Here is a 24,921-nt window from a genome sequence, read left to right as displayed (position 1 = left end):
GACACGCCGGCAGTTGTTGCACCGGGCAAGCATCGTCGGCGCGTTCAGCGCGCTGGCTTCCAATCCGGCCCTGGGCCAGTTGATGCGTGCACCGCGGCTGATTCCCTGGCGCAACTGGTCGGGCGGGCAGAGTTGCCTGCCGGCGGCGCGAGTAGCGCCGAAGAATCTGGACGAACTGACGACGATCATTCAGCAGGCCCCCGGCAAGATTCGCCCGGTCGGCTCGGCGCATTCCTTCAGCGCGCTGGTGCCCACCGACGGCACGTTGCTGTCGCTGAGCTACTTCAACGGTCTGCTCGACCACGATCCGAAAACCCTGCAAGCCGAATTCGCCGCCGGCACGCCGATGTCGCGCATGGGCACGCCGCTCAAAGACATCGGCCAGGCGCTGCAGAACATGGCCGACATCGACTACCAGACCCTCGCCGGGGCCATTTCCACCTCGACCCACGGCACCGGCAAAACCTTTCAGTCCTATTCCGCCCACGTCTGCGGGATGCAACTGGTGACCGCCAGCGGGGGAGTGCTGGACTGCGACAGCCAGCGTCATCCCGACGTATTCAACGCCGCCCGGGTGTCACTCGGCGCACTCGGCGTGGCCACCAAAATCCGCCTGCAAAACCGCCCGGCCTATCGCCTGCGGGAAACCCAGTGGATCGCCAAAACCGAAGAACTGCTCGAAGACCTGGACAAGAACACCCGCGAAAACCAGCACTGGGAAATGCTCGTCGTCACCCATTCCGACTACGCCTTGTCGATCGCCCTCAACGAAACCACCGACCCGCCCACGCCGCCGATTCCGCCTGAAGAGGAGGGCGGCAACGAGTTCGTGACCCTGATCGAGAAGATCGACAAATACGGCAGCGATTTTCCGGGCTTGCGCAGTTCGCTGCTCAACAGCCTGCGGCATCTGGCGAGTTTCGATGACCGGGTCGGCGACTCGTTCGACATCTACGCCAACGTGCGCACCGTGCGCTTCAACGAAATGGAATATTCGGTGCCCGCCGAACACGGCCCGGCCTGCCTGCGCGAGATTCTCAAGCTGATCCGCGACAAGGACCTGCGCACCTGGTTTCCCATCGAGTACCGCTACGTCAAGGCCGATGACATTCCGCTGAGCATGTTCGAGGGCCGCGACAGCTGCTCGATCTCGGTCCACCAGCATTACCAGATGGACCACCACAACTTCTTCGCCGCCGTCGAGCCGATCTTCTGGAAGTACAACGGCCGCCCGCACTGGGGCAAGTTGCACACGCTGAATGCCCGCACATTGCAAACGCTCTATCCACGCTGGCAGGAATTCATTCAGGTACGCCAGGCGCTGGACCCGAGCGGCAAGTTTCTCAACGGGCATCTGTCGTCGATTCTGGGGGTGAGCTGATGGCGGTCAATCGACGTAATTTCGTGCTCGGGACTTTGGGCGTTGGCGCTTTGCTGGTGGGTGTTGGCGCATGGCTGCGGCCGGGGGATCGCGGCGGGCCTTACAGCGAGTACTTCCGGGCGCTGAACAACGAGCTCAAGACCAAAGGCCCGATGCGCCCAGTGTTGCTGATCGATCTGGATCGCCTCGACCACAACATCGACGTGGTGATGCGCTCGGTGAAACGCGCCGGTAAGCACCTGCGGTTGGTGGAGAAATCGTTGCCGTCGCCGGGTCTGCTTAGCTACATCGGCCAAAGGGCAGGGACGCAGCGACTGATGTCGTTTCATCAGCCGTTTCTCAATCACGATGCACAGGTTTACCCGCAGTCCGACATTCTGCTCGGCAAGCCCTTGCCGGTACGCTCGGCGGAGCTGTTCTACCAAACCCACAAAGGTCCGTTCGACCCGACGAAGCAACTGCAATGGCTGATCGACAACCCCGAACGCTTGCAGCAATACCTCGCCCTGGCCCAGGGCTTGGGCACGCGGATGCGGATCAACATCGAGCTGGACGTCGGCCTGCACCGTGGCGGCGTCAGCGATCTGAACGTGCTCGGGCAGATGCTCGCGCTGATCGCCGCCAACCCGCAGCACCTGGAGTTCGCCGGATTCATGGGTTATGACCCGTTCGTGGGCATGGGCGTGCCGGGGATTCTCGGTTCGCCCGAAGAACTGTTCGCCAAGGTGATGGTGATTTATCAGCGCTGCGTCGACTTCACCCGGCAGCAATACCCGGCGCTGTGGCATGACGGCTTGTGCCTGAACACCGCCGGCAGCCCGAGTTATCGCATGCATGAAAATGAAAAACTGAGCAGTGAAGTGTCGGTGGGGACGGCGATGCTCAAGCCGACTCATTACGACTTGCCGTCGCTGGTCGAACATGAACCCGCCGCGTACATCGCCACACCGGTATTGAAAAGCACGGGGGCGGTGAACATCCCGGCGCTGGACGACAAGTCGAAGCTGTTTTCGTGGTGGGACACCAACCAGCGGCAGACCTTTTTCATCTACGGCGGCAACTGGATGGCCGAGTTCGAATCACCGCCCGGATTGCAGAGCAATGGGGTTTACGGCCGTAGCTCGAATCAGGAGATGGTCAATGGCTCGAATGCCGTAGGGCTGACTGTGGAGGATCAGGTGTTCCTGCGACCGACCCAGACCGAGGCTGTCCTCCTGCAATTCGGCGACTTGCTGGCGGTGCGTGGCGGCAAGATCGTTGACATCTGGCCGGTCTACACCTGACTCAAAGCCACCATAAATCCCCCTGTGGGAGCGAGCTCGCTCGCGAAGGCGTCCTGCCAGCCACCCTCTACTCGGCTGACACACCGCTTTCGCGAGCAAGCCCGCTCCCACAGGGTTTTGTGCTGTCTGCAATTCCCCGATCAATTTCTGTAATGAAGCTTTTATGACAAAAGTTCGGTAGCACATCGCCAGTCCGGTCATGCCTATGTAACGCGCTTGAGGGGCCCAACAGGGCGCTTTTCACAAGCCGAGGCGGGACGCCGGGAGTGAGGCAATGGGGACTATGGAACGCTACTCGAAAGTGGGCATGCAGGAACTCGATCAACGCCTGTCGAAGATCGTCGAAGCCGCGCGCAAGAAGCCGGTTTCGGTGTATCGCTACGGCGCGCCGTGGGTCTGGATCGTGTCGCAGGATGACTGGCAGGGCGCCTTGAAAGAGGTCTCCAGCTATATTCCGCCGGGTCATTCGCTGGTGCTGCTGCGCCCGCAGATCGACGACCTGCTCGACGCCCACCGCGACCTCCTGCACGACCTCAATGCCCAACCCGGCATGCTGATCGCCCCGCAGACGGTCATGCACATCCTGCTGCTGCAACTGCTGTATTCGGTGCCCAGCGAGCAGCAGCTCTACGAACAGCTCAATTACAACTTGCTGTTCCGCTGGTTCGTCGGCCTGGGCCTGAACCAGAAAGTCTGGAGCTTCAACGTCCTCAGTCGCGACATCGCCACGCTGCTCAACGAGCCGCGTGCGGTGCAGCTCATCCAGAAAATCATCGGTGAAGTGTTCTGCGGCGCGCTGCTGCAAATGCCCGAGTTCTCGCTGAACTTCGCGCTGCTGCACACCTGGCTGGGCAAGCACACCGGGGCCTGCACTTCAGCAATCAAGAACGCCAGTAACTGACGCACACGCAAGGCGCATGAGCGCCAACAGGTCATCGCGAATTTCAGGGGGTAGTGTGGATCAGATTTTCACGTCACGGCTGGCGCTGTGGGGCTGGCTGCTGGTGACGGCCGGCGCGCAGCCGGCGTTCGCCGATGAGGCCGGGAACGCAGCGGCGCAGCGTCTGGTGGACGTCAACGAATACTTCGTGCGCGGCAACACCGTGCTCGATGCGCGGGCGATCGAAGAAGCGGTGTACCCGTTCCTCGGCCCGCAAAAAGCCTTGAGCGACATCGAAGGCGCGCGGGATGCCTTGCAGAAGGCCTATCAGGAACGCGGCTACCAATCGGTGTTCGTCGAACTGCCGGAGCAAGCCGTAGCCGACGGCATCGTCTACCTGCAAGTCAGCGAAACCAAGGTCGGCCGGGTGCGGGTGGTCGGCGCCAAACACTATTCGCCGCTGGATATTCGCGACAACGTCCCGGCGCTGAAGGAAGGCGAGGTGCCGGACTTCGCCAAGGTCCAGGGCGAACTGGCGCAACTGAACAAGACCCCGGGCCGCCAGGTGATGCCGCTGGTGCGCGAAGGTCAGCGCCCCGGCACCATGGACGTGGACTTGCAGGTCGAAGACCAGAACCCGTGGACCGCCAGCGTTGGGCTGAACAACGACTACAGCGCCGACACCGAAAAGCTGCGCACCGTCACCAGCCTCGGCTACAACAACCTTTGGCAGTTGGGGCACAGCGTCAACCTGACGTTCTTCACCGCACCGCAAGAGACCGACAACGCCAAGGTCTGGTCCGGCTCCTACACCGCGCCGCTGACCGAGCGCTGGAGCGTGCAGTTCTCCGGTTACCAGTCCGACAGCAACGTCGCCACCATCGGCGGCAGCAACGTGCTCGGCAAGGGCCATTCCTACGGCGTAGCGGCGATCTACACGATCCCGTCCAGCGGCAACTGGTCGAACTCGCTGTCGGCCGGCATCGACTTCAAGGACTTCGACGAACGCCTGACCCTGTCCGGCGAAAGCGACAAGGTGCCGCTGAAATACGCGCCGTTCACCTTCGCCTACAACGGCTATCGCTACAGCGAAAAGAGCCAGCTTGGCCTAGGCCTGAGCCTGGTCGCGGCCACTCGCAGCATCTTCGGCTACGGCAGCTCCGACGAAGACTTCGACTACAAGCGCTACCGCGCCAACCCGAGTTTCGCCGTGCTCAAGGGCGACACCAACTTCACCTGGACCTTCGACAACGACTGGCAGAGCGCGAGCAAAGCCGCGTTTCAGCTGGCGTCGGGGCCACTGGTTTCCAACGAACAATTCTCTGCCGGTGGCGCGACCTCGGTACGCGGTTATCTGGCCGCAGAACGCACCGCCGATGACGGCTTCCTGTTGAGCGAAGAGCTGCGCACACCGTCGCTGGCCAAATACGTCGGCGGCTGGATGCAGGACTGGCGCTTCTATGCCTTCGCCGAAGGCGCGCAACTCTACCTGCGCGACGAGTTGCCGGACCAGGACGCCAATTACGCCCTGGCCAGCGTCGGCCTCGGCACCCGCGCCAGCCTGAGCAAATGGCTGTCCGGCAGCCTCGACTGGGGCTACCCGCTACTCGAAGGGCCGAACACCTCGAAACAGGAATCGCGCCTGCACTTCAACCTTCAGGCCACTTTCTAACAAGGAGCACTTCCATGCAGCGCCTTTTCCTTTCGTTGTTGATCTGCCTGGGCTTCGTGCTCCCGGCCACGGCTCAGGCCTGGTGGCAGGACGACTGGCATTACCGCAAACAGATCGCCGTCGACACCACGCCGCAAGGCGCCGCGATCAATCAGGCCCTGGGCCGCACCGCGCTGCTGGTGCGCCTGCACACCGGCAACTTCACGTTTGACGGCGTGAAAGAGGACGGCTCGGACCTGCGCTTCGTCGCCGCCGACGACAAGACCGTGCTCAACCACCAGATCGAAAGCTTCGATGCGCTGATGGGCATGGCGCTGATCTGGGTCGATGTGCCGAATGTCGAGGGCGGCCAGCGTCAGGACATCTGGATGTACTACGGCAACCAGAAGGCGCCGGCGACCGGCAACGGCCAACTGACGTTCGATCCGAATTACACCGCGCTCTATCACTTCGACGGCGCCACCGGCACTCCGGCCAAAGACACCACCGCCTACGGCAACACCGCGCAGAGCGCGACCGGCGCCGCCATCGACGGCGTAGTCGGGCGGGCCTTGCAGTTCAGCGGCCAGCCGTTGCTGCTGCCGGCCAGTCCGTCGTTGCAGCACAACGCCGGCAGCGCGTTCACCTTCAGCGCCTGGCTGCGACTGGATCAGGCCAATGGCGAGCAACTGGTCCTGGCCCGCCGCGAAGGCGCCAACAGCCTGCTGGTCGGGGTGAATCAAGGCGTGCCGTTTGTGGAAATCGATGGCCAGCGCGCCGTCGCCGCGCAACCGCTGAATCCGGGTCAATGGCAGCACGTCGCACTGACCGCCGAAGGCGCGAAAGTGACGCTGTATATCAACGGCCGCGAGGGTGCGGCATTTGCGCAGGCGATGCCGGCGTTCAATTCGGTCATAGCCATCGGTGCCGATCTGCACGAAGGTCCTTTCCAGCCGTTCGTGGGCGCCATCGATGAGCTGCGCCTGTCGAAAGTCGCCCGTCCGGCGCCTTTGCTGCTCGCCGACGCCACTTCCCAAGGCGCCGAGTCGAAACTGGTGGCTTACGGCGTCGATGAAGAACAGTCCGGCTTCGGTTTCGGCAGTCTCGGCTTCCTGCTCAACGCCGTACCGGTGGACGCCTGGGTGATCATCGCGGTGCTGGTGCTGATGATGTTCCAGTCGTGGATCATCATGCTGCGCAAGAACCGCACCCTCAGCCGTGTCACCGCCGCCAACGAAGATTTCCGCGTGCAGTTCGCCAAGGTCGGCACCCGCCTGGAAATGTTCGCCGACGACACGCAACTCGCCCAGCGTTTGCAGCACTCGCCGCTGTGGCGTCTGTACCTGGTGGCGGTGAAAGAGATCCGCACCCGCCGCGAGCAGGGCGCCGATACCTCGTCGGTTTCCGCTGCAACCATCGAAGCGATCCGCTGCTCGATGGACGGCGTGCGCACCCGTGAAAACCAGCAGCTCAGCTCGAAACTCTCGACCCTGTCCAACGCCATCGCCGGCGGCCCGTACATCGGCCTGCTCGGCACTGTGCTGGGGATCATGGTGGTGTTCCTCGGCACGGCCATGGCCGGCGACGTCAACATCAACGCCATTGCGCCAGGCATGGCTGCAGCCTTGCTGGCCACGGCCATGGGCCTGTTCGTCGCGATCCCGGCGCTGTTTGGCTACAACCGCCTGATCACCCGCAACAAGGAAGTCAGCGCCGACATGCGCGTGTTCGTCGACGAGTTCATCACCCGTCTGGCGGAGATGCACGGCGAAGGCCAGTCCAGTGAAGTGGCGCATCAGCGCGGTCATCACGCCAACCACTCCGTACCGGCCTGAGGAGCACAGACATGGCGTCCGTAAATGCCTCCCACGACGATGACGAAGATGCCGCAGTGGACAGCATCAACATCACGCCACTGGTGGACGTGCTGATGGTGGTGTTGGTGATGTTCATCCTCACCGCTACCGCGCAGGTCTCCGGGATCCAGATCAACCTGCCCAAGGCCAGCGCCGCGGTGTCGCTGTCCGAGGCAAAGACCAAGGCGATTTCGGTCAACGACGGCGGCCAGGTGTTCCTCGACGCCTACCCGGTGACGTTGCCGGAGCTGGAAGAACGCCTGCGCATCGAGAAGGCGCAGAACCCGGACTTCCCGGTGATCGTGCGCGGCGACGCCACGGTGCAGTACCAGAAGGTCATCGAAGTGCTGGATCTGCTGCGCCGGCTCGAACTGTCCCAGGTCGGTCTCGTTACCGGCAAACCGACGCAGGGCTGAGTGATGACTGCACAACTGCCAATCGAGCCTTTGCCGGTGAAAAAGTCGCCACTGCGTTACGTGAAGTGGGGCGCCGGGCTGTTGCTGGGCGCCGTCGCGGCATTCCTGTTGTGGCAGTGGGCCAACGACATGAGCGGCATCCGCCGGGAAGCGCCGAAGGTGCCGACGATCATCCCGTTGCCGCCACCGCCACCTCCGCCGCCGGAAAAACCGCCGGAGCCGGAAACCCCGGTCGAGGAAAAAATCGTCGAGCCCGAGCCAACGCCCGAGCCGCAAGAGGTCAAGCCCGAGGAAGAAGCACCGCCATCGCCGGCGGACGACCTGGCCAACCCGATGCAGATTGACGGCGACGCCCAGAGCGGCAGCGACGCCTTCAACATCGGCGCGGGCAAGGGCGGCGGCATGGCCGGTTCCGGTGGTGGGCGACTGGGCAACGGCACCTACAGCCAGTTCCTCGCGTTCACTTTCCAGAAGCTGCTGCGCGAGAACCCCGACCTGCGCAACCTCGCGTTTTCGCTGCAGGCCGATGTGTGGCTGAGCAGCGTCGGCGAGATCACCCGGGTCGAGCTGATCAAGTCCAGCGGCAACCCCGAGATCGACAGTCAGGTGCTGGCCGCCTTGCGTAACGCGCCTCACCTGAGCGAGCGGCCACCGGCCTCCATCACCTTGCCTGTGCGCATGTCCCTGCAAGGGCGGCGTCCGGGTTAACCGAATTCATAAAGCTGTATGAAAAGGAGTTGTGTGCAGATGATTTCCAACGTGAATCGATTGTCCCTGGCGGTCGGCATGGTCATCGCGACCCTGGTCGGTCAGGCCGCGGCAGCGCCTGCGCCCTCGGAGAACGCCACGATCAATCTGATCCGCTTGCTGGTCGAGCAGGGCATTCTGAAACAGGACAAGGCCGACGCGCTGATCGCCCAGGCCCAGAACGAAGCGGCCCAGGCCAAACAGGCTGCGGCGTCTACTGCCGTGGCTGCCGGGCCGGTTGCCGCACCGGGCGATGTGCGGGTGCAATACGTGCCGGCGGCGGTGCGCGACCAGATCCGCGATCAGGTCAAGGCCGAAGTCATGGCCACTGCCAAACAGGAAAACTGGGCCGCGCCCAACACCTTCCCGGACTGGGCGTCGCGCATCAGCTTCGATGGCGACATCCGCCTGCGTGACGAATCGCGCTACTACTCGGGCAGCAACAGCAACGAAATCGTCGACTTTGCCAAGCTCAACAACAACGGCCCGTACGACGTGAACCCCAACAGCAGCACCGCGTTGCCGCCGTTGCTCAACACCCGTGAAGACCGCGAAAACCTGTTCCGCCTGCGCGCCCGGCTGGGCATGAAAGCGGTGATCTCGCCGGAATGGACCGCTGGCATCCGCATCGGCACCGGCTCGGACAACAACCCGGTGTCGACAACCCAGAACCTCGGCGGCGGCTTCTCGAAAAAGGACATCTGGCTCGATCAGGGTTACCTGACCTGGAAGCCGTCGGATGAACTGACCCTGACCGGTGGCCGCTTCGCCAACCCGTTCATGTCCACCGACATGCTGTATTCCAACGACCTGAACTTCGACGGTGTGGCGGCGATTTTCGACCACAAGCTCAGTCGCGACTGGGGCGTGTTCGGCACCGTCGGCGCGTTCCCGGTGGACTACACCAACGACACCACCACCAGCAACGGCTTCGACAAGGAAGAAAGCGACAACAAATGGCTGTACGGCGCGCAGATCGGCGCCAAATGGGCGATCAACAGCAACAACCGCCTGAAAGGTGCGCTGGCCTACTATCGCTTCGACGACATCGAAGGCCAGCGCTCCAGCCCTTGCGAACCCTGGGCCGGCGCACCGGGCTGCGACAGCGACGGCACCCGCGCGGCATTCATGCAGAAGGGCAACAGCGTGTTCCTGCTGCGTGACATCACGCCGAACCCGCTCAACCCGACCACCACGCCGCAACCGCAATTCGTTGGCCTGGCGTCCGAGTTCAACCTGCTGGACCTCAACGTGGTGTGGGACGCCGACCTGCCGGAAGACTTCAAGCTGCGCAGCCAGGGCAACTACATCCACAACCTCGGCTACGACGAAGGCGACATGCGCAAGCGTTCGGCGGGGCAACTGGTCAACAACCTCGACAGCAACGGCAACATCGAAAGCGGCGCCAATGCGTGGATGGTCCAGTTCACCCTCGGCAACGCGCTGGAGCTGAAGAAGCAGGGCGACTGGAACCTGTTCGCCGGCTACAAGTACATCCAGCCGGATGCCTTGCCGGACGGCTTCAACGACTCGTCGTTCCACCTCGGCGGCACCAACGCCAAGGGCTACTTCCTGGGCGGCAATTACGGTCTGGCGAAGAACGTCTACGCCACCGGCCGCTGGCTGAGTTCGGAGGCGGTGTATGGCGCGCCGTTCGACATCGACGTCATGCAGCTTGAGATCAACACGCGCTTCTAAAGCGCCGGGAGAGGGTTATGAAAATCCGCTTTTTATGGCTTGGGCTCGGGATGTTGATCGCCACCGGGGCGAGCGCCGAAGGCATGGAGGAACGCCTGCGCACCCAGTTGCGCAGCACCACCCAGCAGTTGCAAACCCTGCAAAGCCAGCAGGCCCAGGCCAGCGCCGCGCAACTGGCGGCGCAGAACGAAGCCAAGGCTGCGCAGGCGCAAATCAAGCAATTGACCGCCGAACTGGCCAAGGCCAAAGGCCTCGCCGAGCAACTGGCCGGGCAGCAGCAAAGCCTGCACAGCCAGGCTCAGGCACAGGTGGCGGCGAGTAACGAGCAGACCGGCAAGTTCAAGAAAGCCTATGACGAGTTGTTGGTCATGGCCCGTGCCAAAGAGGCAGAACGGTCTAAGCTTCAAGCGCAATTGACTGAACGTGACACACAAGTGCAGCAATGTTCGGTCAAGAATCAGCAGATGTACGGCGTGGCCAAGCAGATTCTCACCGCCTACGAAAACATCGATGTGGCCGAGGTGATGAAGATCCGCCAGCCCTTCGCCGGCAGCGCCCGGGTCAAGTTCGATGAACTGGCTCAGGGCTTTGGCGACGAACTGTACAAGACTCAATTCGATGCGCCGCAAGCCGCGATCGCGCACTGATTAAAAGACTCATGGACAAGGAAGAAGTAATGACTCAATTGATCTCCCACGTATCCCCGCAATCCCTGACCGACGCACTGCAAGCCGCCGGTTACCGCGTCAACCAGACCGAACAGAACGGCATCGTCCAGTTGCTCAGCGCCAGCCAAGGCATCGGTTACGCCGTGCGTTTCGGCAACCCGGCGGTGGCGGAGCAGGGCAGCTACGTCGACTTCACCTTCAGTTGTGCCTTGCGTGTGCAAGGTGAATTGCCGGCCGGTGTGGCCGAGCAGTGGAACGCGACCCGCCGGTTTGCCCGGTTGTCGTTGCAGGGCGAGTTTCTGGTGATGGAGATGGACGTGGTGGTGGCCGCTGGCGTCAGCAGCGATTACCTGCGCGGAAACCTGGAGTTGTGGGATCGCCTGTTGCAGGAGTTCATCGTTTATCTGCGTGATTTCACCCAGAACGCTGCTGCCGCCCAGGCTCCAAAGGTTGAGCAAGAGGAAGTCGCGCTGTGACGAAACCTGCCATGGTAATCAGCGCCGCTGCGGTGGCGCTGTTGGTGGTGGCCGTGGCGCTGGTGGTGCGGCCGGGCAATGACCCGGTCGCCGCCCAGCAACCGGCGCCGGTGATTGCGGCGAACAGTGGACCTGCGGTGGCGCGGTTGGGTAATCAGCAGGTCTCGCCGGAGGAATTGCAGGCGTTGCTGGCGGCCGTACTGCCGCAGACCCGCGAGCAATTGCGTGGCAATCGCGAGGCACTGGAGCGCTGGATTCGTTCACGTCTGGCCGAAAAAGCTGTGCTTGAACAAGCCGATGCTCAGGGCTGGGCGCAGCGTCCGGACGTGGTTCGGCAGACCCGTGCCGCCACCGAACAGATCGTGTTCCGCGACTATTTGCAGTCCGTGAGCCAGGTACCGGCGGATTACCCGAGCGCTGCCGAGTTGCAGCAGGCGTATGACGCGGGCAAGGCCAACTGGCAGACGCCGGCGTTGTATCGGGTCAGCCAGATTTTCCTGGGGGTGAATGAGCCACAGAATCTTGAAGCCGTGCGTAAGCAGGCGGCGGATCTGAGCAAGAAAGCACAGTCGACCCCTGCGGAGTTTGCAGCGCTGGCCAAGGAGTTTTCACAGGACCGGCTCACCGCTGAACGTGGCGGTGACACGGGGTTGCAGCCGTCGCAGCAACTGGTACCGGAAGTGCGTGGTGCGGTAGCGCGACTCAAGGTTGGCGCGGTCTCCGATCCCGTTCAAAGCAGCGCCGGCTTCCACGTGATCAAACTCACCGAACAACAACCAGCCCGCACCGCGACCCTCGACGAGTTGCGCGATCAACTGACCCAGGCCTTGCGGGCACAGCGTCAGGAGCAGATCGCCCAGGCCTATCTGGACGGCATGCTCAATACCGCGACGCTGAGCATCGACGGGGCCGAGCTCAACAAGGTGCTGGAGGAAAAGCTGTAATTCAGACTCACCACTGAACCTATGTGGGAGCGGGCTTGCTCGCGAAGGGGCCATGCCAGACAACTTATTCGTTGAATGACACACCGCTTTCGCGGGCAAGCCCGCTCCCACATTAGAGCCGTGACGCTTTCCAAAAATACAAAGATCGACAGGGAGTCATCGATGTCATTCACCGAACCCGCAGCACGACAGAGCAGCGCCGATTTCCGCTGGCCCCGGGACAAGGACGAACCCTGGCTGGCGCAAGCGGCGACGCTCGACAGCGACGTCGCCCAATACTTTCTGGTCAGCGCCCGCTGCGGCTGCTTCATGCAGGCCGCCCGCAGCCTCAACGTGCGGTCGACCCTGCTGCGCAAACAGCTGGCGCAGCTCGAACAACAACTGCAATGCGCGCTGTTCAGCTTTCAGGGCAGCGCGCTCAGCCTGACCCGCGAAGGCCAGCAATTGCAGGCGCAACTGATCGCCCTGGCTCACGAACGCAAACTCCCGGTGATCGAGCAACCGCTGATAAGGCTGGCCGTCGCCGAATCGATCCTGCATGACATCCTCGGTCGCGACCTCATCGCACTGCTGCGCCGCAACGCCAGCGTGCGTCTGGAGATCATCGCCCTCGACAGCGAACTGGCCCTGCGCGCCGTCAGCGCCGACATCGTGCTGTGGCTCGCCCACGGCGACACCCCGCATCCGGGCCCGACCTTCGCCACCAGCGAACCGCAACGCCTCGCGCAACTGGAATACCAGCCGCATATCGCCAAACGCTATTCCCGCGTGACTGCGCGCCCGGAAAGCCCCGATGACCTCGCGGATTTCATGTTGGTGCAATGGCAGCATGATCGGCAGATCGACAGCTTTCGGCCGTGGAATGAACTGGTCGAGCAGCGGTTGGCCGGGGTGGTGCAGATGCAGTCCTATGAGCTGATGCTGGAGATGATCCGGTGCAGCGCGTGCATCGGGTTGCTGCCGATGTACATGAGCCGGTTTGATCGCGGGTTGGTGGCGTTGCCGGGGTTGTTTGAGGAAGCGATGCGGTTGCAGGCGTGGTTGGCGGTTAATTCCGCATCGCGGGATGTGGCTGAAGTGCAGACGTTGGTTGAGTTGATTCAACGGACGTTCAATGAGCGACAGGAGTGGTTTGAATAGGCGTGTAAAAAGGGCGGACTTATTGAATTAAATAAATCCGTCCCCCTTCGTTTTTTTGATTCCTTCACAGTTTCATATAGAAAACGTAGCCATGATAATTCGGAGTATCTGCGTGTGGGATTTTTAATCCATACCAATAAAAAAACCAAAAGGTCCCAGGGTCTGCGGGAGTTGTGGTCCATGATCCATGATAGGTACCAGACGTTTGGTATATGGCAGGCGTGAACTTTCGATATTCCGACTCAAGCTCCGACAGTGTGAACAAACGTCCGCCATCCGCGGACGCTAACTGAGCAGCGGCTCTCCAGCTGATCTGGTTTAAGTGGGCGACGACTTGCTTTGCGATGCCCGAAGTCGTCACTCGGTAGCTTTTGCTCTGGTTCGCAGAGTCTTTGGCTGTAATTACAGCGTCCCCGATTGCCCTGGCGTACACCCTTCCGCTAGCACTGACAGATGCAACGTTGATGTCGTTCGACTCGTAAGTTATTTTACCGACTCCATCCGTTGCCACTCGGTCCGCGAATGAGCCTGGCATAGGGGCAGATGGGAACTCATAACCGGGTGCACTCGGTAACGGGTGCACGTAATATCGTGTTCCACTCAGTTGCAGCGGACTGGTATCCAATTTCAATTCTGGTAAACCAGTTCCCACAACCTGAGCTTGGGCAATTTTGGAAACACCAACGATCTTTCCTCCCCTGATCTGCTTGTGTGTCACCCGCACCGTACTGCCAGGTATCACCTTGGCGTTGGGAATATCCACTGACAATTGTCCCGGTACCTGACTGACTGGCACCTTCACTTGATGGGTAGCAGTCACGACCCCGTTCACCAAAGCCTCGAAAGTCAGATCGCACTCATCCCCCGCCTGCCAAATCGAATCGACCAAGTGAATCAGCGCCCACAACGGCCCGCCATTCATCTTGCCCAGATCAACGATGGACGAATCGTCATTGTTGTCTGGGAGGAGCTCCCGAAGGATGGCTTCCAGCAGTTCTACCCAATCAAGATGCACATCAACCACGCAGTCCTTGGACCAGAATTCCTGCGGGTTGAATACTCCGTTCAATGACGTGCCGGAAAAGTTGTCTATCTGACTGGTGACGTTGTACTTGAATATGAACTGCGGGTTGTTGGGGGCGTGGGCGAAGTCGGCAGTGTAAAAGGGCAAGACCACTGGTTTGGTTTCGGGGTTGGGATCCTGCGCAGTTGGCACGAGCTGATGGGTGAGGGTTTTACCGCCAAAGTTGATGGTCAGCAGGTCATACAGCGCCATGTCTGGCCAACTCATTTTCAGCTTCACGCCCGCTGCTGCCTCGACCGGACCGATACTATTCGGGGTGACATCAATGTTCAGCAATGAATTGCCAGGATTCGGATCCGTGTCACTGCCGGCGGGGGCATCGAGGGAGTACAGCACGCGCAGCTCTGCCGAATCCTCATTGCTCGACTGGCGCTGGAGGCTGACTTTCAGAATGTTCACTCCATCTGATAGCAACCCCGGTGGCACGCGAAACTCAAGCGGTGACGTCGTATCTTTGGTGATCTGGACCGGGACCGGCGCAGGCGAGCCATTGATAAACATCCGCCCGGACTCATTGGGCAACTGACCCCAATAAGGCCCAAACAACACCAACAGCCAGAGCGGGTCCGCGTGATAGTTGAGCCGGGAGAGCCCGACCTGGGCGACCGGGTGAATGATCGGGTAGGACTTGCTTGGAATATCGGGCGGTGTCAGTGCCAGGGCGACGATGGGGCCGCCGCTGGATGCGGGATTGTTCATGGCACGCAACTCCTTGGTGATTGATGTGCCATGAAAACCCTGTGCGAGCCGTTTCGGCTACTGTCAGATCTGACAGGTGACGATGGTTTTAAGACGGACGGTCATCAAACGGAGTCGTCCATACACCTCCCGCAGATAAAAAAACGGCCCACAGGGGGCCGTTTCGGTCTCATCACTCAGACGCGGGGCTCTGCCGCCACCTCCAGATTATCCAGCGCCCGGTTCACCGCCAGTTCCCCCAGCATGATCAATTGCGCAATCCCCAACAGCACATGCCGATGCGAACCATCCACCAGCCCGGCGAAGTCGGTGGCCATGGTTTTGGCGGAGGTCAGGGTTTCGCAGGCGTCGGCCAGCAGTTCTTCGCTGTCGATGCCGGGGGCGATGAGGTAGCGGGTGTTGGGTTTGAGCAGCGGTTTTCTGGGGAGGAGGGGATTGAAATAGTGGTCGAGGGCGCGTTCGGCGGCTTCGTGGAAGGTCTTCGAATCCACGGATTCGTAAGGCGAGGTGGTGTCGGTTTCGGGCGGGTTTGGCGTTGGTTTGATCATGGTGAAGCTCCTTGATAGACGGAGCTGCAACCGTTCGCGGTCAATCGAAAGGTGGCAGCTGTACGCGGGTTGACCGACCGGGAATCAAGGAACCCGGCATACCCGAAGGTATCCCACGCACAGCCACCGCAACACGTAGGTTCAGAAAGATTTCTGAATCCGGTCTTGGGCACTGGCGCGCCTTGATTGAGTCGGACGGTCAAATCCGATCGCTGATTCATCAGCGACCCGGAAACGATAGAGCCGGCCCTCAAGGCACACAAGCCGGCGGATTCTGGCGGATGCGTAGGCAATGGCGCAAGGCGTTGTGGCTTGCCGGACGTTTCGGTCAACGGCTTTAAACAGTCATGGCGAATCCGTGAAGAAGCGGTTTACAGTGACCGGCCACGCACTGATCCAGGGGGGATCTTTCATGCCTGAGCACAACCCCGCCATTCACCTCGAACGCTACAACGAATCCCACGTAGAGGGCATTACCGCGCTCTATAACGACCCGGCCGTGACCCGGCAGGTGTTGCAGATGCCGTTTCAGACCACCGAGGTCTGGCGCAAACGCCTGGCTCCGGACAACGAGCGGGTGGTGCAACTGGTGGCGCTGCATCAGGGGGTGGTGATTGGCAATCTGGGGCTGGAGCAGTTCTCGCGGATTCGCCGCAGTCACGCCGGCAGTGTCGGCATGGCCGTAGCGGTGGCGTGGCAGGGCAAGGGTGTCGGTTCGAAGCTGTTGGCAGCGGCGCTGGACATCGCCGACAACTGGATGAACCTGCACCGGGTCGAGCTTTCGGTGTACGCCGACAACGAGGCGGCCATCGGGCTCTACCGCAAGTTCGGCTTCGAAACCGAGGGCCTGTTTCGCGATTACGCCGTGCGTGACGGGCAATGGGTCGACACCCTGAGCATGGCGCGCCTGCGCAAATGCTGACCTTCTGTCCGTCAATGGCCGACGAGGCGACCGTGCAGGCAAATGACTTGCACGGTCGTCATCGGCATCTGCCATGCTCGACGTCCGCAGCACCGCTCCTTGAAGGAACACCGCAATGGACGACGTACAGCAACTGGGCGAAATGCTTCGCCACTATGCCGACAGCGAAGCGCACAAGAAGCAATTGTTCGAGACGCAATCGGCGACCTGGGCTACACGGATTACCCAGTTGTTCGGGCAGATTCAGCAATGGCTGGAGCCGGTGCAGGCGCCGGGGTTGCTGGAGGTCAGCCGGGAGGATTATGTCGCGTTCGGGCCGAGCACACCGGTTGAGACCTCGACCTTCAAGACTGAAAAACTGAGCATCGTGATTGCCGGCAAACCGGTGGAGTTCGTTCCGGATGTGATGGGCAGTGGCGGACAGATTTCGCTGGCGGTGATGGGGTTGACGGCGGCACGGTACGGAAGTGTTTCGTTGGTGGGGTTGCCCAATGGTGATTGGCAGTGGCGTAAGACCAATGGGTTGAAGGATCCGGATACCTTTGCCTTCGATGCGAATTTCCTCGCGCAGCAACTGCAGAGCCTCATCCCACGCGACCGTACTTAAGATCAAAAGCCAACCCTAGCTGATCGTTCCCACGCTCTGCGTGGGAATGCCTAAAGGGACGCTCCGCGTTCCAGCTATGGAAGGGACGCGGAGCGTCCCGGGCTGCATTCCCACGCGGACGGTTCGACGCCTTGACGTGGGAACGATCAACATCAACGGAAGTAGCTCACATTTCGAGGGTGACCCACCCCGGCTTCGCCACCTCCGGCGCCACCGCTTTCACGGTCTTACCGGTGGCCATCTCAACCCGCCGCGCCACCTCCGGATCATCCGCAAACGGCGTCAGACTCGCCTCATCCAGGCTCTCCGCCGTCTCATGCCGCAAGCAGTACTCCACCGCCAGCCACAAAAACAACACGCCCAACACATTCAGAAAAATATCGAACATGACCAGCTCCCTTGATCAGGCGATCTGCGCTTCACGATGGGCAATTGCAACATCCGCCACCCGTACCGTGCGCCACACGTTATAGGCCATCAGCAACATGCCGCTGAGGAAGAACACCCCACCGGCAAACCGCACGACAAACCCCGGATGACTGGCCTGCAGCGCCTCGACGAACGAATAGGTCAGCGTGCCGTCCTCGTTGATCGCCCGCCACATCAGGCCCTGGGTAATCCCGTTGACCCACATCGAGGCGATGTACAACACCGTGCCGATGGTCGCCAGCCAGAAGTGCAGGTTGATCAGCGGCGTGCTGTGCATGCGCTCGCGGCCAAAGACCTTGGGCACCATGTGATAGGTCGCGCCGAAGGTAATCATCGCCACCCAGCCCAGCGCCCCGGCGTGTACGTGACCGATGGTCCAGTCGGTGTAGTGGGAGAGGGCGTTGACGGTCTTGATCGCCATCATCGGGCCTTCGAAGGTCGACATGCCGTAGAACGCCAGCGACAGGACGAGGAAGCGCAGAATCGGGTCGGTGCGCAATTGATGCCAGGCGCCCGACAGGGTCATCATCCCGTTGATCATCCCGCCCCAGCTCGGTGCCAGCAGGATCAGCGACATCGCCATGCCCAGCGACTGCGCCCAGTCCGGCAGCGCGGTGTAGTGCAAATGGTGCGGGCCGGCCCAGATGTACAGGGTGATCAGCGCCCAGAAATGCACGATCGACAACCGGTACGAATACACCGGCCGATTCACCTGCTTGGGCACGAAGTAATACATCATCCCGAGGAACCCGGTGGTCAAAAAGAACCCCACCGCGTTGTGCCCGTACCACCACTGCACCATGGCGTCGGTGGCGCCGGAGTACACCGGATAAGACTTGAACCAGTCCACCGGAATCGACAGGTGATTGACCACGTGCAGCATGGCGATCACCAGGATGAACGCGCCGAAGAACCAGTTGCCGACGTAGATGTGCTTGGTCTTGCGCTGCACCACGGTGGTGAAGAACACCACGGCGTACGCGACCCAGACCACCGCCATCCACACCGCGCCGGAGAATTCGATCTCGGCGTATTCCTTGGTGGTGGTGTAGCCCATCGGCAGGGTGACCAGCATGATCACGATCACCGATTGCCAGCCCCAGAAAGTGAAGGCAGCGAGTTTGTCCGAGTACAGCCGCACCTGGCAGGTGCGCTGCACCGCGTAGTAACTGGCGGCGAATTGCGCGCTGCCGGCGAAACCGAAAATCACCAGGCTGGTGTGCAACGGTCGCAAGCGGCCGAAGGTGGTCCACGGCAAGTCCAGATTCATGTCCGGCCATACCAGTTGCGAGGCGATCCATACCCCCATCGCCATGCCCACGACACCCCAGAAAACAGTCGCGATGACGAATTGGCGGACGACCTTGTAGTTATAAGCCTGTCCGATTGTTGCTGTGCTCATGGTCAGTTCATCCACGGTTGCAAAGTCTTGCCAGGCCACCCGGTCTGGCACGAACTGCACTGTAGAAACCCCACCGGAAACAAAACAGGCTCAGGAATTGTTCATTTATGCGGATCAGATCAAAGCGCTGCCTGCGGCCATCTGCCGCGCCCTGATACGGTTTTTATGCGTTCAGGTGAATCTGTTGTGCACTGCGCCGTTCGTCCATAGTCAGGGAAAATACTGTGGGAACGGGCGAACCCGAGATAGCGCCAGACGCGAACTGGCGCTATCTCGGGTTCGCCCGTTCCCACAGGAATCTGTGCATTCCTGATGAGGTAGCCGATGTATCAATACGATGATTACGACCGGGCGCTGGTGTTCGAGCGCGTTGCGCAGTTTCGCGATCAGGTCGAGCGCTTCATGGCCGGGGAGTTGAGCGAAGAAGAGTTCCTGCCGCTGCGCCTGCAGAACGGCCTGTACATGCAAAAGCACGCTTACATGCTGCGGGTGGCGATTCCTTACGGCACCTTGAGCGCCGAACAGATGCGCACATTGGCGAGCATCGCCAGTGACTACGACCGAGGCTACGGCCACTTCACCACCCGGCAGAACATGCAGTTCAACTGGATCGAACTGCACGAAGTGCCGGACATTCTCGAACGTCTGGCGCAAGTCAACATGCATGCGATCCAGACCTCGGGCAACTGCGTGCGCAACATCACCACCGAAGCCTTCGCCGGGGTCGCGGCGGACGAGCTGATCGACCCGCGTCCGCTGGCGGAGATCCTGCGGCAATGGTCGACGATCAACCCGGAATTCCTGTTCCTTCCGCGCAAGTTCAAGATCGCCATCTGCTCGGCGAAACAGGATCGCGCGGCGATCATGATGCATGACATCGGCCTCTATCTTTACCCCGGTCGTAACGGCCAGATGCTGCTGCGAGTGATCGTCGGCGGCGGTCTGGGACGCACGCCGATTCTCGGTCTGCAGATTCGCGACGATCTACCGTGGCAGCACTTGCTGTCCTACGTCGAGGCGGTGTTGCGGGTCTACAACCGTCACGGCCGGCGCGACAACAAGTACAAGGCGCGGATCAAGATTCTGGTCAAGGCGCTGGGCATCGAGGCGTTCGCCAAAGAGGTCGAGGAGGAATGGCAACACCTCAAGGACGGCCCCGCGCAGTTGACCGAAGATGAATACCAGCGGGTCGCCAGTGCCTTTGTGCCGCCGAGCTACCGCACGCTGGCGGGCACCGATCTGGATTTCGGCACGCACCTGGCCGACAACCCGGCGTTCGCCCGTTGGGTCGCGCGCAACGTGCAACCGCACAAAGTGCCGGGCTATACCAGCGTGGTGCTGTCGACCAAACCGGGTCTGGCTTCGCCGCCGGGGGACGTCACCGATGCGCAGATGTTGGCCGTGGCTGACTGGTCCGAGCGCTTCGGTTTCGGCGAAATCCGCATCGCCCACGAACAGAATATCGTCCTGCCGGATGTGCCCAAGTCGGAGCTATATGCGCTGTGGCAACTGGCGAAGGAGCAGGGGCTGGGCGCCGCCAACGTCGGTCTGCTGACCGACATCATTGCCTGCCCCGGCGGTGATTTCTGTGCACTGGCCAACGCCAAGTCGATCCCGATTGCCCAGGCGATTCAGGCGCGTTTCGACAACCTCGATTACCTGCATGATCTGGGCGACATCAGCCTGAACATCTCCGGCTGCATGAACGCCTGCGGCCATCACCACATCGGCAACATCGGGATTCTCGGCGTCGATAAAAACGGCAGCGAGTGGTACCAGATCACCCTCGGCGGCGCGCAGGGCAAGAACAGCGCACTGGGCAAAGTCATCGGCCCGTCGTTCAGCGCCGCCGAAGTGCCGCAGGTGATCGAGCGGATCATCGGCACCTTCGTGCGTTATCGCGAAGCTGAAGAACTGTTCGTCGATACCGTGGCGCGCATTGGGTTGGAGCCGTTCAAGGAACGGGTTTATCCGAAAGCGCTGGAGGTGCCGGCATGAACAATCTGCTGAGCATGGAGGAGAGCGGGGCGCGGATCGTGCTCGACGATCCGTGGACGTTGATTCGCTCGCCTGAAACGGCTGACAGCACTGAAATGCTGATTCTGCCGCTGGCCCACTGGCTCGAATCGCCCTCGACCCATGCGGTCTGGCTCGGCCCCGACGACGGCGTTGAAAGCCTGTTGCCATGGCTGACTTCGCTGCCGCTGATCGCCCTCGACTTCCCGAGCTTTCGCGACGGCCGCGCCTACAGCCAGGCCTATCTGCTGCGCAGCCGTTTCGGCTGGAAAGGCGAGTTGCGCGCCATCGGCGATGTATTGCGCGACCAGCTCAGCCACATGCGCCAGTGCGGTTTCGACAGCGTCGCCGTACGCGAGGACAAATCCGCCGAGGATGCGCTCAAGGGCCTGGCCGGGATGAGCGTGTTGTACGGGCGCTCGGTGATCGAGCCGCGACCGTTGTTCCGGCGCAGGTGATGCAGGGGAACCCCTTAGAACCCTGATGAATCGGGGATTTTTCCTTGGGTCGATGGTGGCCTTTTGGTAGAGTCCCCGTCGCCAGCGGGTTTTCGGCTGGACGACGGAACGAAGAAGGGAGTCTGATCAGTGAGTCCGGGCAAAAAAATTCTGGGCATCACCGCGTTGCTGTTGATGGTGACGCTGTGGGCCGGTTACATCTACGTATTCAACGAAAACCGTGGCGGCCAGCTCGGCGGCGTCGGCGAAAGCACCGCCTGGTGCGGCACGCCGCCGAACACCGAAGCGGCGCTGCTGGGCAAGGATCAGCTGACCCTGCGCATCACCAACAACCTGCGCGGCGAGTTCATGCTCAGCGGCGCGGTGGTGGTCTCCGAACGCACTTTCAACCGCTATGACCTGGGCCGCAACGAATTGCGTCTGCGCCTGGAGCCGTTGCAGTGGTCGTTTGGCGTCACGCCGATCTTCCTCGAACAGGTGAAAGTCCTGCCCCTGAGTCGCAACCTCGCCTCGACCGACAAGAGCGCCTTCGCCGAACTCGAATCGCGCCCGATCAGCGTTCAGGGCCGGGTCACCGAATTTCCCTTCGACACCTACCGCTACGGCTACAAACCGGTGCTGTATTACCTCAAGGGCAGCGAGCGCATCGACCTGCGTTTCAAGAACATCACCACGCTGATGGAAATGTCCAACACCTTCACGCCGATCCAGAAGTACAACCGCGCCGACTACATCAACGAGAAAAACTCGATGATCCGCGACGAGGACTACAAGGCCTACGGCCCCCACGAATGTGCGTTCAGCGTCGAGCGCAAGGGCTCGTTCAAGGTCGTGGTGCTGTTGATGCTGCTGGTGCTGTGCCTGCCGTTGCTGCTGGTGTTCTACCGCGATGAACCGGGGATCGACTTCCTTGCCACGCTGGTGGGGATTGGCGTGGTGCGCACGGTGCTGGTGGGGCCGGTGCAGGATTTCCAGCTGTACAACATCGACTTCCTGTTTGGTGCGGCGATTCTGCTGGTGGGCACGGTGTCGCTGATCAAGGCGATGCGGGCGAACAGCCGGCGGGAGATGGCGTTGAGGAGTGGGGAGACTTCGAGCTGGTGACGCAATCAGGCGGGAGCAGCTGAGTGCTGCTCCCGCCTGTTTTCACTTCAAAGCCGGATCCCCCATATTCAGCTTCTTCCACCCCTGCAACACCACCTGCGCCTTCGGCTCCTGCCCGCTGTCGAGGTACCACTGAATCAGCGACAACCGCGCATTGCGGTTCGCCGGCTGCTGCTTGAGCAGTGCTTCCAGCTGCGCGCACGCCTCATCCACCTTGCCACTTTCGTGCAACGCCACCGCCAGCACATACCCGTACTGCGCGTTCTGCGGTTCCAGTTGCGCGGCCTTGCGCAGGGGTGACATGGCCTCGGCCGGCTTGCCGGCGCGGATCAATGACAGGCCTCGGGTGTGCTGCAACAGGGCAGCATCCGGATGTTCCTTCAGGCTTTCTTCCAGCAGTTGCTGCGCCTCGGGACCGCGACCATTGGCCTCCAGCCATTGCACCAGCGTGACCAGCGCCGGGTAGAAATCCGGGTCGCGCTTCAGGGCCGTACGCAACAAGCCTTCAACCTCCGAGCTGCGACCGCTGGCCTGATAGAGCATCGCCAGATTCAGGTTGGCCTCGGCGCGTTCGGCCAGGCTTTTCTGCACCGCTTCGTACTCGGCAATCGCCGCGTTCCAATTGGCCTGCGCCGGGCCCAGGCCATTGCGGGCCACACTCAGCAGATCTCGTGCTGCAGCGATGCGCACGGCTTTCACCGGATCGCCCAGCAACGGCGCCAACAGCGATAAACGCTCCGGCGGCGGCAAGAACGCGCTGACCGCCCGCACGGCATTTTCACGAACCTGTGGCGCCGGGTTTTTCAGGTCAGTCGTCGCCAGCGTCAAAGCTTGTTCACTCGGATAAAGCGGCAATTCCGCCAGCAACGTCGCCCGCTGGATCGCCGGCAGATTGCTGCGCTGCAACTGCTCATACAACGCCTGCGCAGCACCCGGCTGGCCGTTGCGAATCAGCCACAGGGTTTCGTCGTAACGCGGCGCTTGCGGCGTGGTCGAGGCATTCCACAATTTGAATTGCGCGGTGACCTTGTCGCCAGCCTTGCCCTGATGGCAGGTCAGGCAGGCGTCCGGCGTGTCGAGCTTTTGCGCGCGTTCGGGGTTGGGAATGCTGAAGCTGTGGTCATGCCGGAAGTCGTTGCCCATGTAGAACTTGCCGGGCATGTGGCAATCCACGCATTGCGAGCCGGGCTGGCCCATGGTGTGGCGGGTGTGTTCGATGCTGTCGTAGTTCTTCGCTTGCAGCCCTTTGCCGTCGACGCCTTCGACCGAGGTCTTGCCGGCGGTGTTGTGGCATTGCAGGCACACCGCGTTGCCCGGTGCCTTGAGCTCGGTGCTGTGGGGATTGTGGCAATTGCTGCACCGCACGCCCTTGTCGAACATTTTGCTTTGGGCGAAGGAGCCGTGTTCGAACACTTCGTCCTTGATCTTGCCGTCCAGCGCATACAGCTCGCGGGTCAGGACGCTGGGCAGGTAGTCGTCCATCAAGCGATTGCCGACGGTGTAGCCATCGCCCAACGGTGCACGGCGAGCGTGGCAGCGGGCGCAGGTTTCGATTTCGACGGTGGCGTTCTTGTCCTTGAGATCGACGGCGAATCCGGCGTGGATCAGGTCGGTTTTCTTCGCCGTCCATTCCAGGTGATTCGACGCCGGGCCGTGACAGGCCTGGCAGCCGACGCCGAGGCTGTTCCACTGGCTGGCGAAGGTGTTGCTGGCCGCATCGAAGTTGCGCTTGTACCCGGTGGTGTGGCACTCGACGCACATGAAATTGGCGTTCTGGCTCGGCTTGCTCCAGTGCAGCGGATTCTTGAAATTCACGCCCTGGCCGGGGTAGAGGTGAAACCAGCGGTTCTTCTCGGTATCCCAGGCCACGCCCAGCGCCTGCAATCGGCCTTCGCCGACTTCGATCAGGTATTGCTGCAGCGGGGCGATGCCGAACGTGTAGGCGACTTTGAAGTCCGCGTTCTTGCCGTCGATGCCTGGCGTGTTGACCCAGAAATCGTCGCCCTTGCGCGAGAATCGGGTGGTCTCGTTTTCGGCTTTGACAACGACGTTGTTGAAGTCGCCAAGCATGGTTTCAGCATTCGCCGGTTGCATCGCCAACTGGTGATGAGAGCCTTGCCAATCCTTGACCTGCTCGCTGTGACAACCCTGGCATTGCTGCTCGTCGACCATGCTCGCAGGCGCCGCCGCCACGGTGGGTGCAGGTTTGGCCGGCGCCGCAACCGGGGCGCTCACGGGCATCGGTTTGACCGGCACCGGCGCCGGGCTGAACAGAAACCAGCCGATCCCCGCCACGGCGGCCAGCAGCACGCCGATGGAAACAGGAAACAGGTAACGTGAAAGCGAGGTCGGTGAAGCATCAGGCTGAAGCGGTGCAGCTTTATTCTTATGCTTGGGCATTGCGACTTCCGTAGTCCAGGTGCATTTGCCGTCTGGCGCGCGTTCAAGCTTGATGCAGCTTTGCCGCCTGACCTGCATCTGTCAAATGAGCGCAAGCCGCGTGGTGTGAATA

22 protein-coding genes are annotated in these 24,921 nt (G+C 61.5%); 17 read left to right on the top strand and 5 right to left on the bottom strand.

The annotated features are described in order from the left end of the window. Positions 1-52 precede the first annotated feature (52 nt). The 12 genes from CAF90_RS04675 to CAF90_RS04620 all read left to right on the top strand — a co-directional run bounded on the left by CAF90_RS04675 (position 53) and on the right by CAF90_RS04620 (position 13,140). Positions 53-1,381 carry a D-arabinono-1,4-lactone oxidase gene (locus tag CAF90_RS04675; RefSeq protein WP_170929359.1) on the top strand — a complete coding sequence of 443 codons (1,329 nt, stop codon included), beginning with the start codon at positions 53-55 and terminating at the stop codon, positions 1,379-1,381. A gap of 74 nt (positions 1,382-1,455) precedes the next feature. Then, a complete protein-coding gene (locus CAF90_RS04670; protein ID WP_170929358.1) occupies positions 1,456-2,664 on the top strand; it encodes a DSD1 family PLP-dependent enzyme in 1,209 nt (402 codons plus the stop codon). 274 nt (positions 2,665-2,938) lie between these two features. After that, on the top strand, positions 2,939-3,565 hold the full coding sequence (locus CAF90_RS04665) for a transposase (RefSeq protein ID WP_074690888.1): 627 nt from the start codon (positions 2,939-2,941) through the stop codon (positions 3,563-3,565). Positions 3,566-3,620: 55 nt separating this feature from the next. Further along, positions 3,621-5,216, top strand: a complete 1,596-nt coding sequence (locus tag CAF90_RS04660; protein WP_085604186.1) for a ShlB/FhaC/HecB family hemolysin secretion/activation protein — start codon at positions 3,621-3,623, stop codon at positions 5,214-5,216. A 14-nt stretch (positions 5,217-5,230) separates the two neighbouring features. After that, positions 5,231-7,030, top strand: a complete 1,800-nt coding sequence (locus tag CAF90_RS04655; RefSeq protein WP_085604183.1) for a DUF2341 domain-containing protein — start codon at positions 5,231-5,233, stop codon at positions 7,028-7,030. A gap of 11 nt (positions 7,031-7,041) precedes the next feature. Next, positions 7,042-7,467, top strand: coding sequence for a biopolymer transporter ExbD (locus CAF90_RS04650; RefSeq protein ID WP_007955109.1), 426 nt, complete (start codon positions 7,042-7,044; stop codon positions 7,465-7,467). Positions 7,468-7,470: 3 nt separating this feature from the next. Further along, on the top strand, positions 7,471-8,175 hold the full coding sequence (locus CAF90_RS04645; RefSeq protein ID WP_064381837.1) for an energy transducer TonB: 705 nt from the start codon (positions 7,471-7,473) through the stop codon (positions 8,173-8,175). 39 nt (positions 8,176-8,214) lie between these two features. Then, a complete protein-coding gene (locus tag CAF90_RS04640; protein ID WP_007955107.1) occupies positions 8,215-9,912 on the top strand; it encodes a putative porin in 1,698 nt (565 codons plus the stop codon). Positions 9,913-9,929: 17 nt separating this feature from the next. Continuing rightward, positions 9,930-10,559 (top strand): DNA repair protein, encoded by a 630-nt coding sequence (locus tag CAF90_RS04635; protein WP_085604179.1) that lies wholly within the window; start codon positions 9,930-9,932, stop codon positions 10,557-10,559. Between the two features lie 29 nt (positions 10,560-10,588). Beyond that, positions 10,589-11,056, top strand: a complete 468-nt coding sequence (locus CAF90_RS04630) for a YbjN domain-containing protein (protein WP_085604175.1) — start codon at positions 10,589-10,591, stop codon at positions 11,054-11,056. After that, positions 11,053-12,000 carry a peptidylprolyl isomerase gene (locus tag CAF90_RS04625; RefSeq protein ID WP_085604172.1) on the top strand — a complete coding sequence of 316 codons (948 nt, stop codon included), beginning with the start codon at positions 11,053-11,055 and terminating at the stop codon, positions 11,998-12,000. Before CAF90_RS04630 ends, CAF90_RS04625 begins: the two co-directional genes overlap by 4 nt. A 162-nt stretch (positions 12,001-12,162) precedes the next feature. Next, positions 12,163-13,140 (top strand): LysR family transcriptional regulator, encoded by a 978-nt coding sequence (locus CAF90_RS04620; protein WP_085604169.1) that lies wholly within the window; start codon positions 12,163-12,165, stop codon positions 13,138-13,140. 64 nt (positions 13,141-13,204) lie between these two features. On the opposite strand, the gene CAF90_RS04615 is transcribed toward CAF90_RS04620, so the two are convergent. Both CAF90_RS04615 and CAF90_RS04610 read right to left on the bottom strand, forming a co-directional pair. Continuing rightward, positions 13,205-14,923: an Ig-like domain-containing protein gene (locus tag CAF90_RS04615; RefSeq protein ID WP_085604166.1), complete on the bottom strand. Its 1,719-nt coding sequence runs from the start codon at positions 14,921-14,923 to the stop codon at positions 13,205-13,207. Positions 14,924-15,099: 176 nt separating this feature from the next. Next, complete coding sequence (locus tag CAF90_RS04610; protein ID WP_085604164.1) at positions 15,100-15,471, bottom strand: DUF6124 family protein; 372 nt, start codon at positions 15,469-15,471, stop codon at positions 15,100-15,102. 412 nt (positions 15,472-15,883) lie between these two features. On the opposite strand from CAF90_RS04610, the gene CAF90_RS04605 reads away from it, so the two are divergent. Both CAF90_RS04605 and CAF90_RS04600 read left to right on the top strand, forming a co-directional pair. After that, positions 15,884-16,393 (top strand): GNAT family N-acetyltransferase, encoded by a 510-nt coding sequence (locus tag CAF90_RS04605; RefSeq protein ID WP_085604161.1) that lies wholly within the window; start codon positions 15,884-15,886, stop codon positions 16,391-16,393. Positions 16,394-16,508: 115 nt separating this feature from the next. Then, the gene (locus CAF90_RS04600; protein WP_085604158.1) at positions 16,509-17,000 is read left to right on the top strand and encodes a hypothetical protein; all 492 of its coding nucleotides are present in this window, start codon (positions 16,509-16,511) and stop codon (positions 16,998-17,000) included. A gap of 166 nt (positions 17,001-17,166) precedes the next feature. Here CAF90_RS04600 and CAF90_RS04595 read toward each other — a convergent pair whose 3' ends face one another. After that, complete coding sequence (locus CAF90_RS04595; protein WP_085604155.1) at positions 17,167-17,388, bottom strand: CcoQ/FixQ family Cbb3-type cytochrome c oxidase assembly chaperone; 222 nt, start codon at positions 17,386-17,388, stop codon at positions 17,167-17,169. A gap of 15 nt (positions 17,389-17,403) precedes the next feature. Beyond that, on the bottom strand, positions 17,404-18,831 hold the full coding sequence (ccoN, locus tag CAF90_RS04590) for a cytochrome-c oxidase, cbb3-type subunit I (protein WP_007955093.1): 1,428 nt from the start codon (positions 18,829-18,831) through the stop codon (positions 17,404-17,406). 324 nt (positions 18,832-19,155) lie between these two features. Between ccoN and CAF90_RS04580 the strand changes: the two genes are divergently transcribed. The 3 genes from CAF90_RS04580 (at position 19,156) to CAF90_RS04570 (ending at position 22,409) form a co-directional block, all read left to right on the top strand. After that, the gene (locus tag CAF90_RS04580) at positions 19,156-20,829 is read left to right on the top strand and encodes a nitrite/sulfite reductase (protein WP_085604152.1); all 1,674 of its coding nucleotides are present in this window, start codon (positions 19,156-19,158) and stop codon (positions 20,827-20,829) included. After that, positions 20,826-21,305 (top strand): DUF934 domain-containing protein, encoded by a 480-nt coding sequence (locus CAF90_RS04575; RefSeq protein ID WP_085604149.1) that lies wholly within the window; start codon positions 20,826-20,828, stop codon positions 21,303-21,305. The genes CAF90_RS04580 and CAF90_RS04575 overlap by 4 nt, the downstream gene beginning before the upstream one ends. Before the next feature lie 129 nt (positions 21,306-21,434). Next, positions 21,435-22,409: a hypothetical protein gene (locus CAF90_RS04570; RefSeq protein ID WP_064381826.1), complete on the top strand. Its 975-nt coding sequence runs from the start codon at positions 21,435-21,437 to the stop codon at positions 22,407-22,409. 42 nt (positions 22,410-22,451) lie between these two features. Here CAF90_RS04570 and CAF90_RS04565 read toward each other — a convergent pair whose 3' ends face one another. Further along, positions 22,452-24,809, bottom strand: a complete 2,358-nt coding sequence (locus CAF90_RS04565) for a tetratricopeptide repeat protein (RefSeq protein ID WP_085604146.1) — start codon at positions 24,807-24,809, stop codon at positions 22,452-22,454. Positions 24,810-24,921 lie beyond the last annotated feature (112 nt).

It is taken from the genome of Pseudomonas sp. B37(2017) (assembly GCF_002112885.1).
GTDB classification, from domain to species: domain Bacteria; phylum Pseudomonadota; class Gammaproteobacteria; order Pseudomonadales; family Pseudomonadaceae; genus Aquipseudomonas; species Aquipseudomonas paraglycinae.
The sequence above is the reverse complement of the archived record's forward strand: the minus strand, read 5'-3'. Positions and strand labels throughout refer to the sequence as shown.

What these genes read in the sequence shown, in the direction of transcription:
- CAF90_RS04665 (WP_074690888.1), top strand. Translation starts at nt 2,939, where the DNA reads ATGGGGACTATGGAACGCTACTCGAAAGTGGGCATGCAGGAACTCGAT.
- CAF90_RS04655 (WP_085604183.1), top strand. Translation starts at nt 5,231, where the DNA reads ATGCAGCGCCTTTTCCTTTCGTTGTTGATCTGCCTGGGCTTCGTGCTC.
- CAF90_RS04650 (WP_007955109.1), top strand. Translation starts at nt 7,042, where the DNA reads ATGGCGTCCGTAAATGCCTCCCACGACGATGACGAAGATGCCGCAGTG.
- CAF90_RS04645 (WP_064381837.1), top strand. Translation starts at nt 7,471, where the DNA reads ATGACTGCACAACTGCCAATCGAGCCTTTGCCGGTGAAAAAGTCGCCA.
- CAF90_RS04640 (WP_007955107.1), top strand. Translation starts at nt 8,215, where the DNA reads ATGATTTCCAACGTGAATCGATTGTCCCTGGCGGTCGGCATGGTCATC.
- CAF90_RS04635 (WP_085604179.1), top strand. Translation starts at nt 9,930, where the DNA reads ATGAAAATCCGCTTTTTATGGCTTGGGCTCGGGATGTTGATCGCCACC.
- CAF90_RS04630 (WP_085604175.1), top strand. Translation starts at nt 10,589, where the DNA reads ATGACTCAATTGATCTCCCACGTATCCCCGCAATCCCTGACCGACGCA.
- CAF90_RS04620 (WP_085604169.1), top strand. Translation starts at nt 12,163, where the DNA reads ATGTCATTCACCGAACCCGCAGCACGACAGAGCAGCGCCGATTTCCGC.
- CAF90_RS04615 (WP_085604166.1), bottom strand. Translation starts at nt 14,923, where the DNA reads ATGAACAATCCCGCATCCAGCGGCGGCCCCATCGTCGCCCTGGCACTG.
- CAF90_RS04610 (WP_085604164.1), bottom strand. Translation starts at nt 15,471, where the DNA reads ATGATCAAACCAACGCCAAACCCGCCCGAAACCGACACCACCTCGCCT.
- CAF90_RS04605 (WP_085604161.1), top strand. Translation starts at nt 15,884, where the DNA reads ATGCCTGAGCACAACCCCGCCATTCACCTCGAACGCTACAACGAATCC.
- CAF90_RS04600 (WP_085604158.1), top strand. Translation starts at nt 16,509, where the DNA reads ATGGACGACGTACAGCAACTGGGCGAAATGCTTCGCCACTATGCCGAC.
- CAF90_RS04595 (WP_085604155.1), bottom strand. Translation starts at nt 17,388, where the DNA reads ATGTTCGATATTTTTCTGAATGTGTTGGGCGTGTTGTTTTTGTGGCTG.
- ccoN (WP_007955093.1), bottom strand. Translation starts at nt 18,831, where the DNA reads ATGAGCACAGCAACAATCGGACAGGCTTATAACTACAAGGTCGTCCGC.
- CAF90_RS04580 (WP_085604152.1), top strand. Translation starts at nt 19,156, where the DNA reads ATGTATCAATACGATGATTACGACCGGGCGCTGGTGTTCGAGCGCGTT.
- CAF90_RS04575 (WP_085604149.1), top strand. Translation starts at nt 20,826, where the DNA reads ATGAACAATCTGCTGAGCATGGAGGAGAGCGGGGCGCGGATCGTGCTC.
- CAF90_RS04565 (WP_085604146.1), bottom strand. Translation starts at nt 24,809, where the DNA reads ATGCCCAAGCATAAGAATAAAGCTGCACCGCTTCAGCCTGATGCTTCA.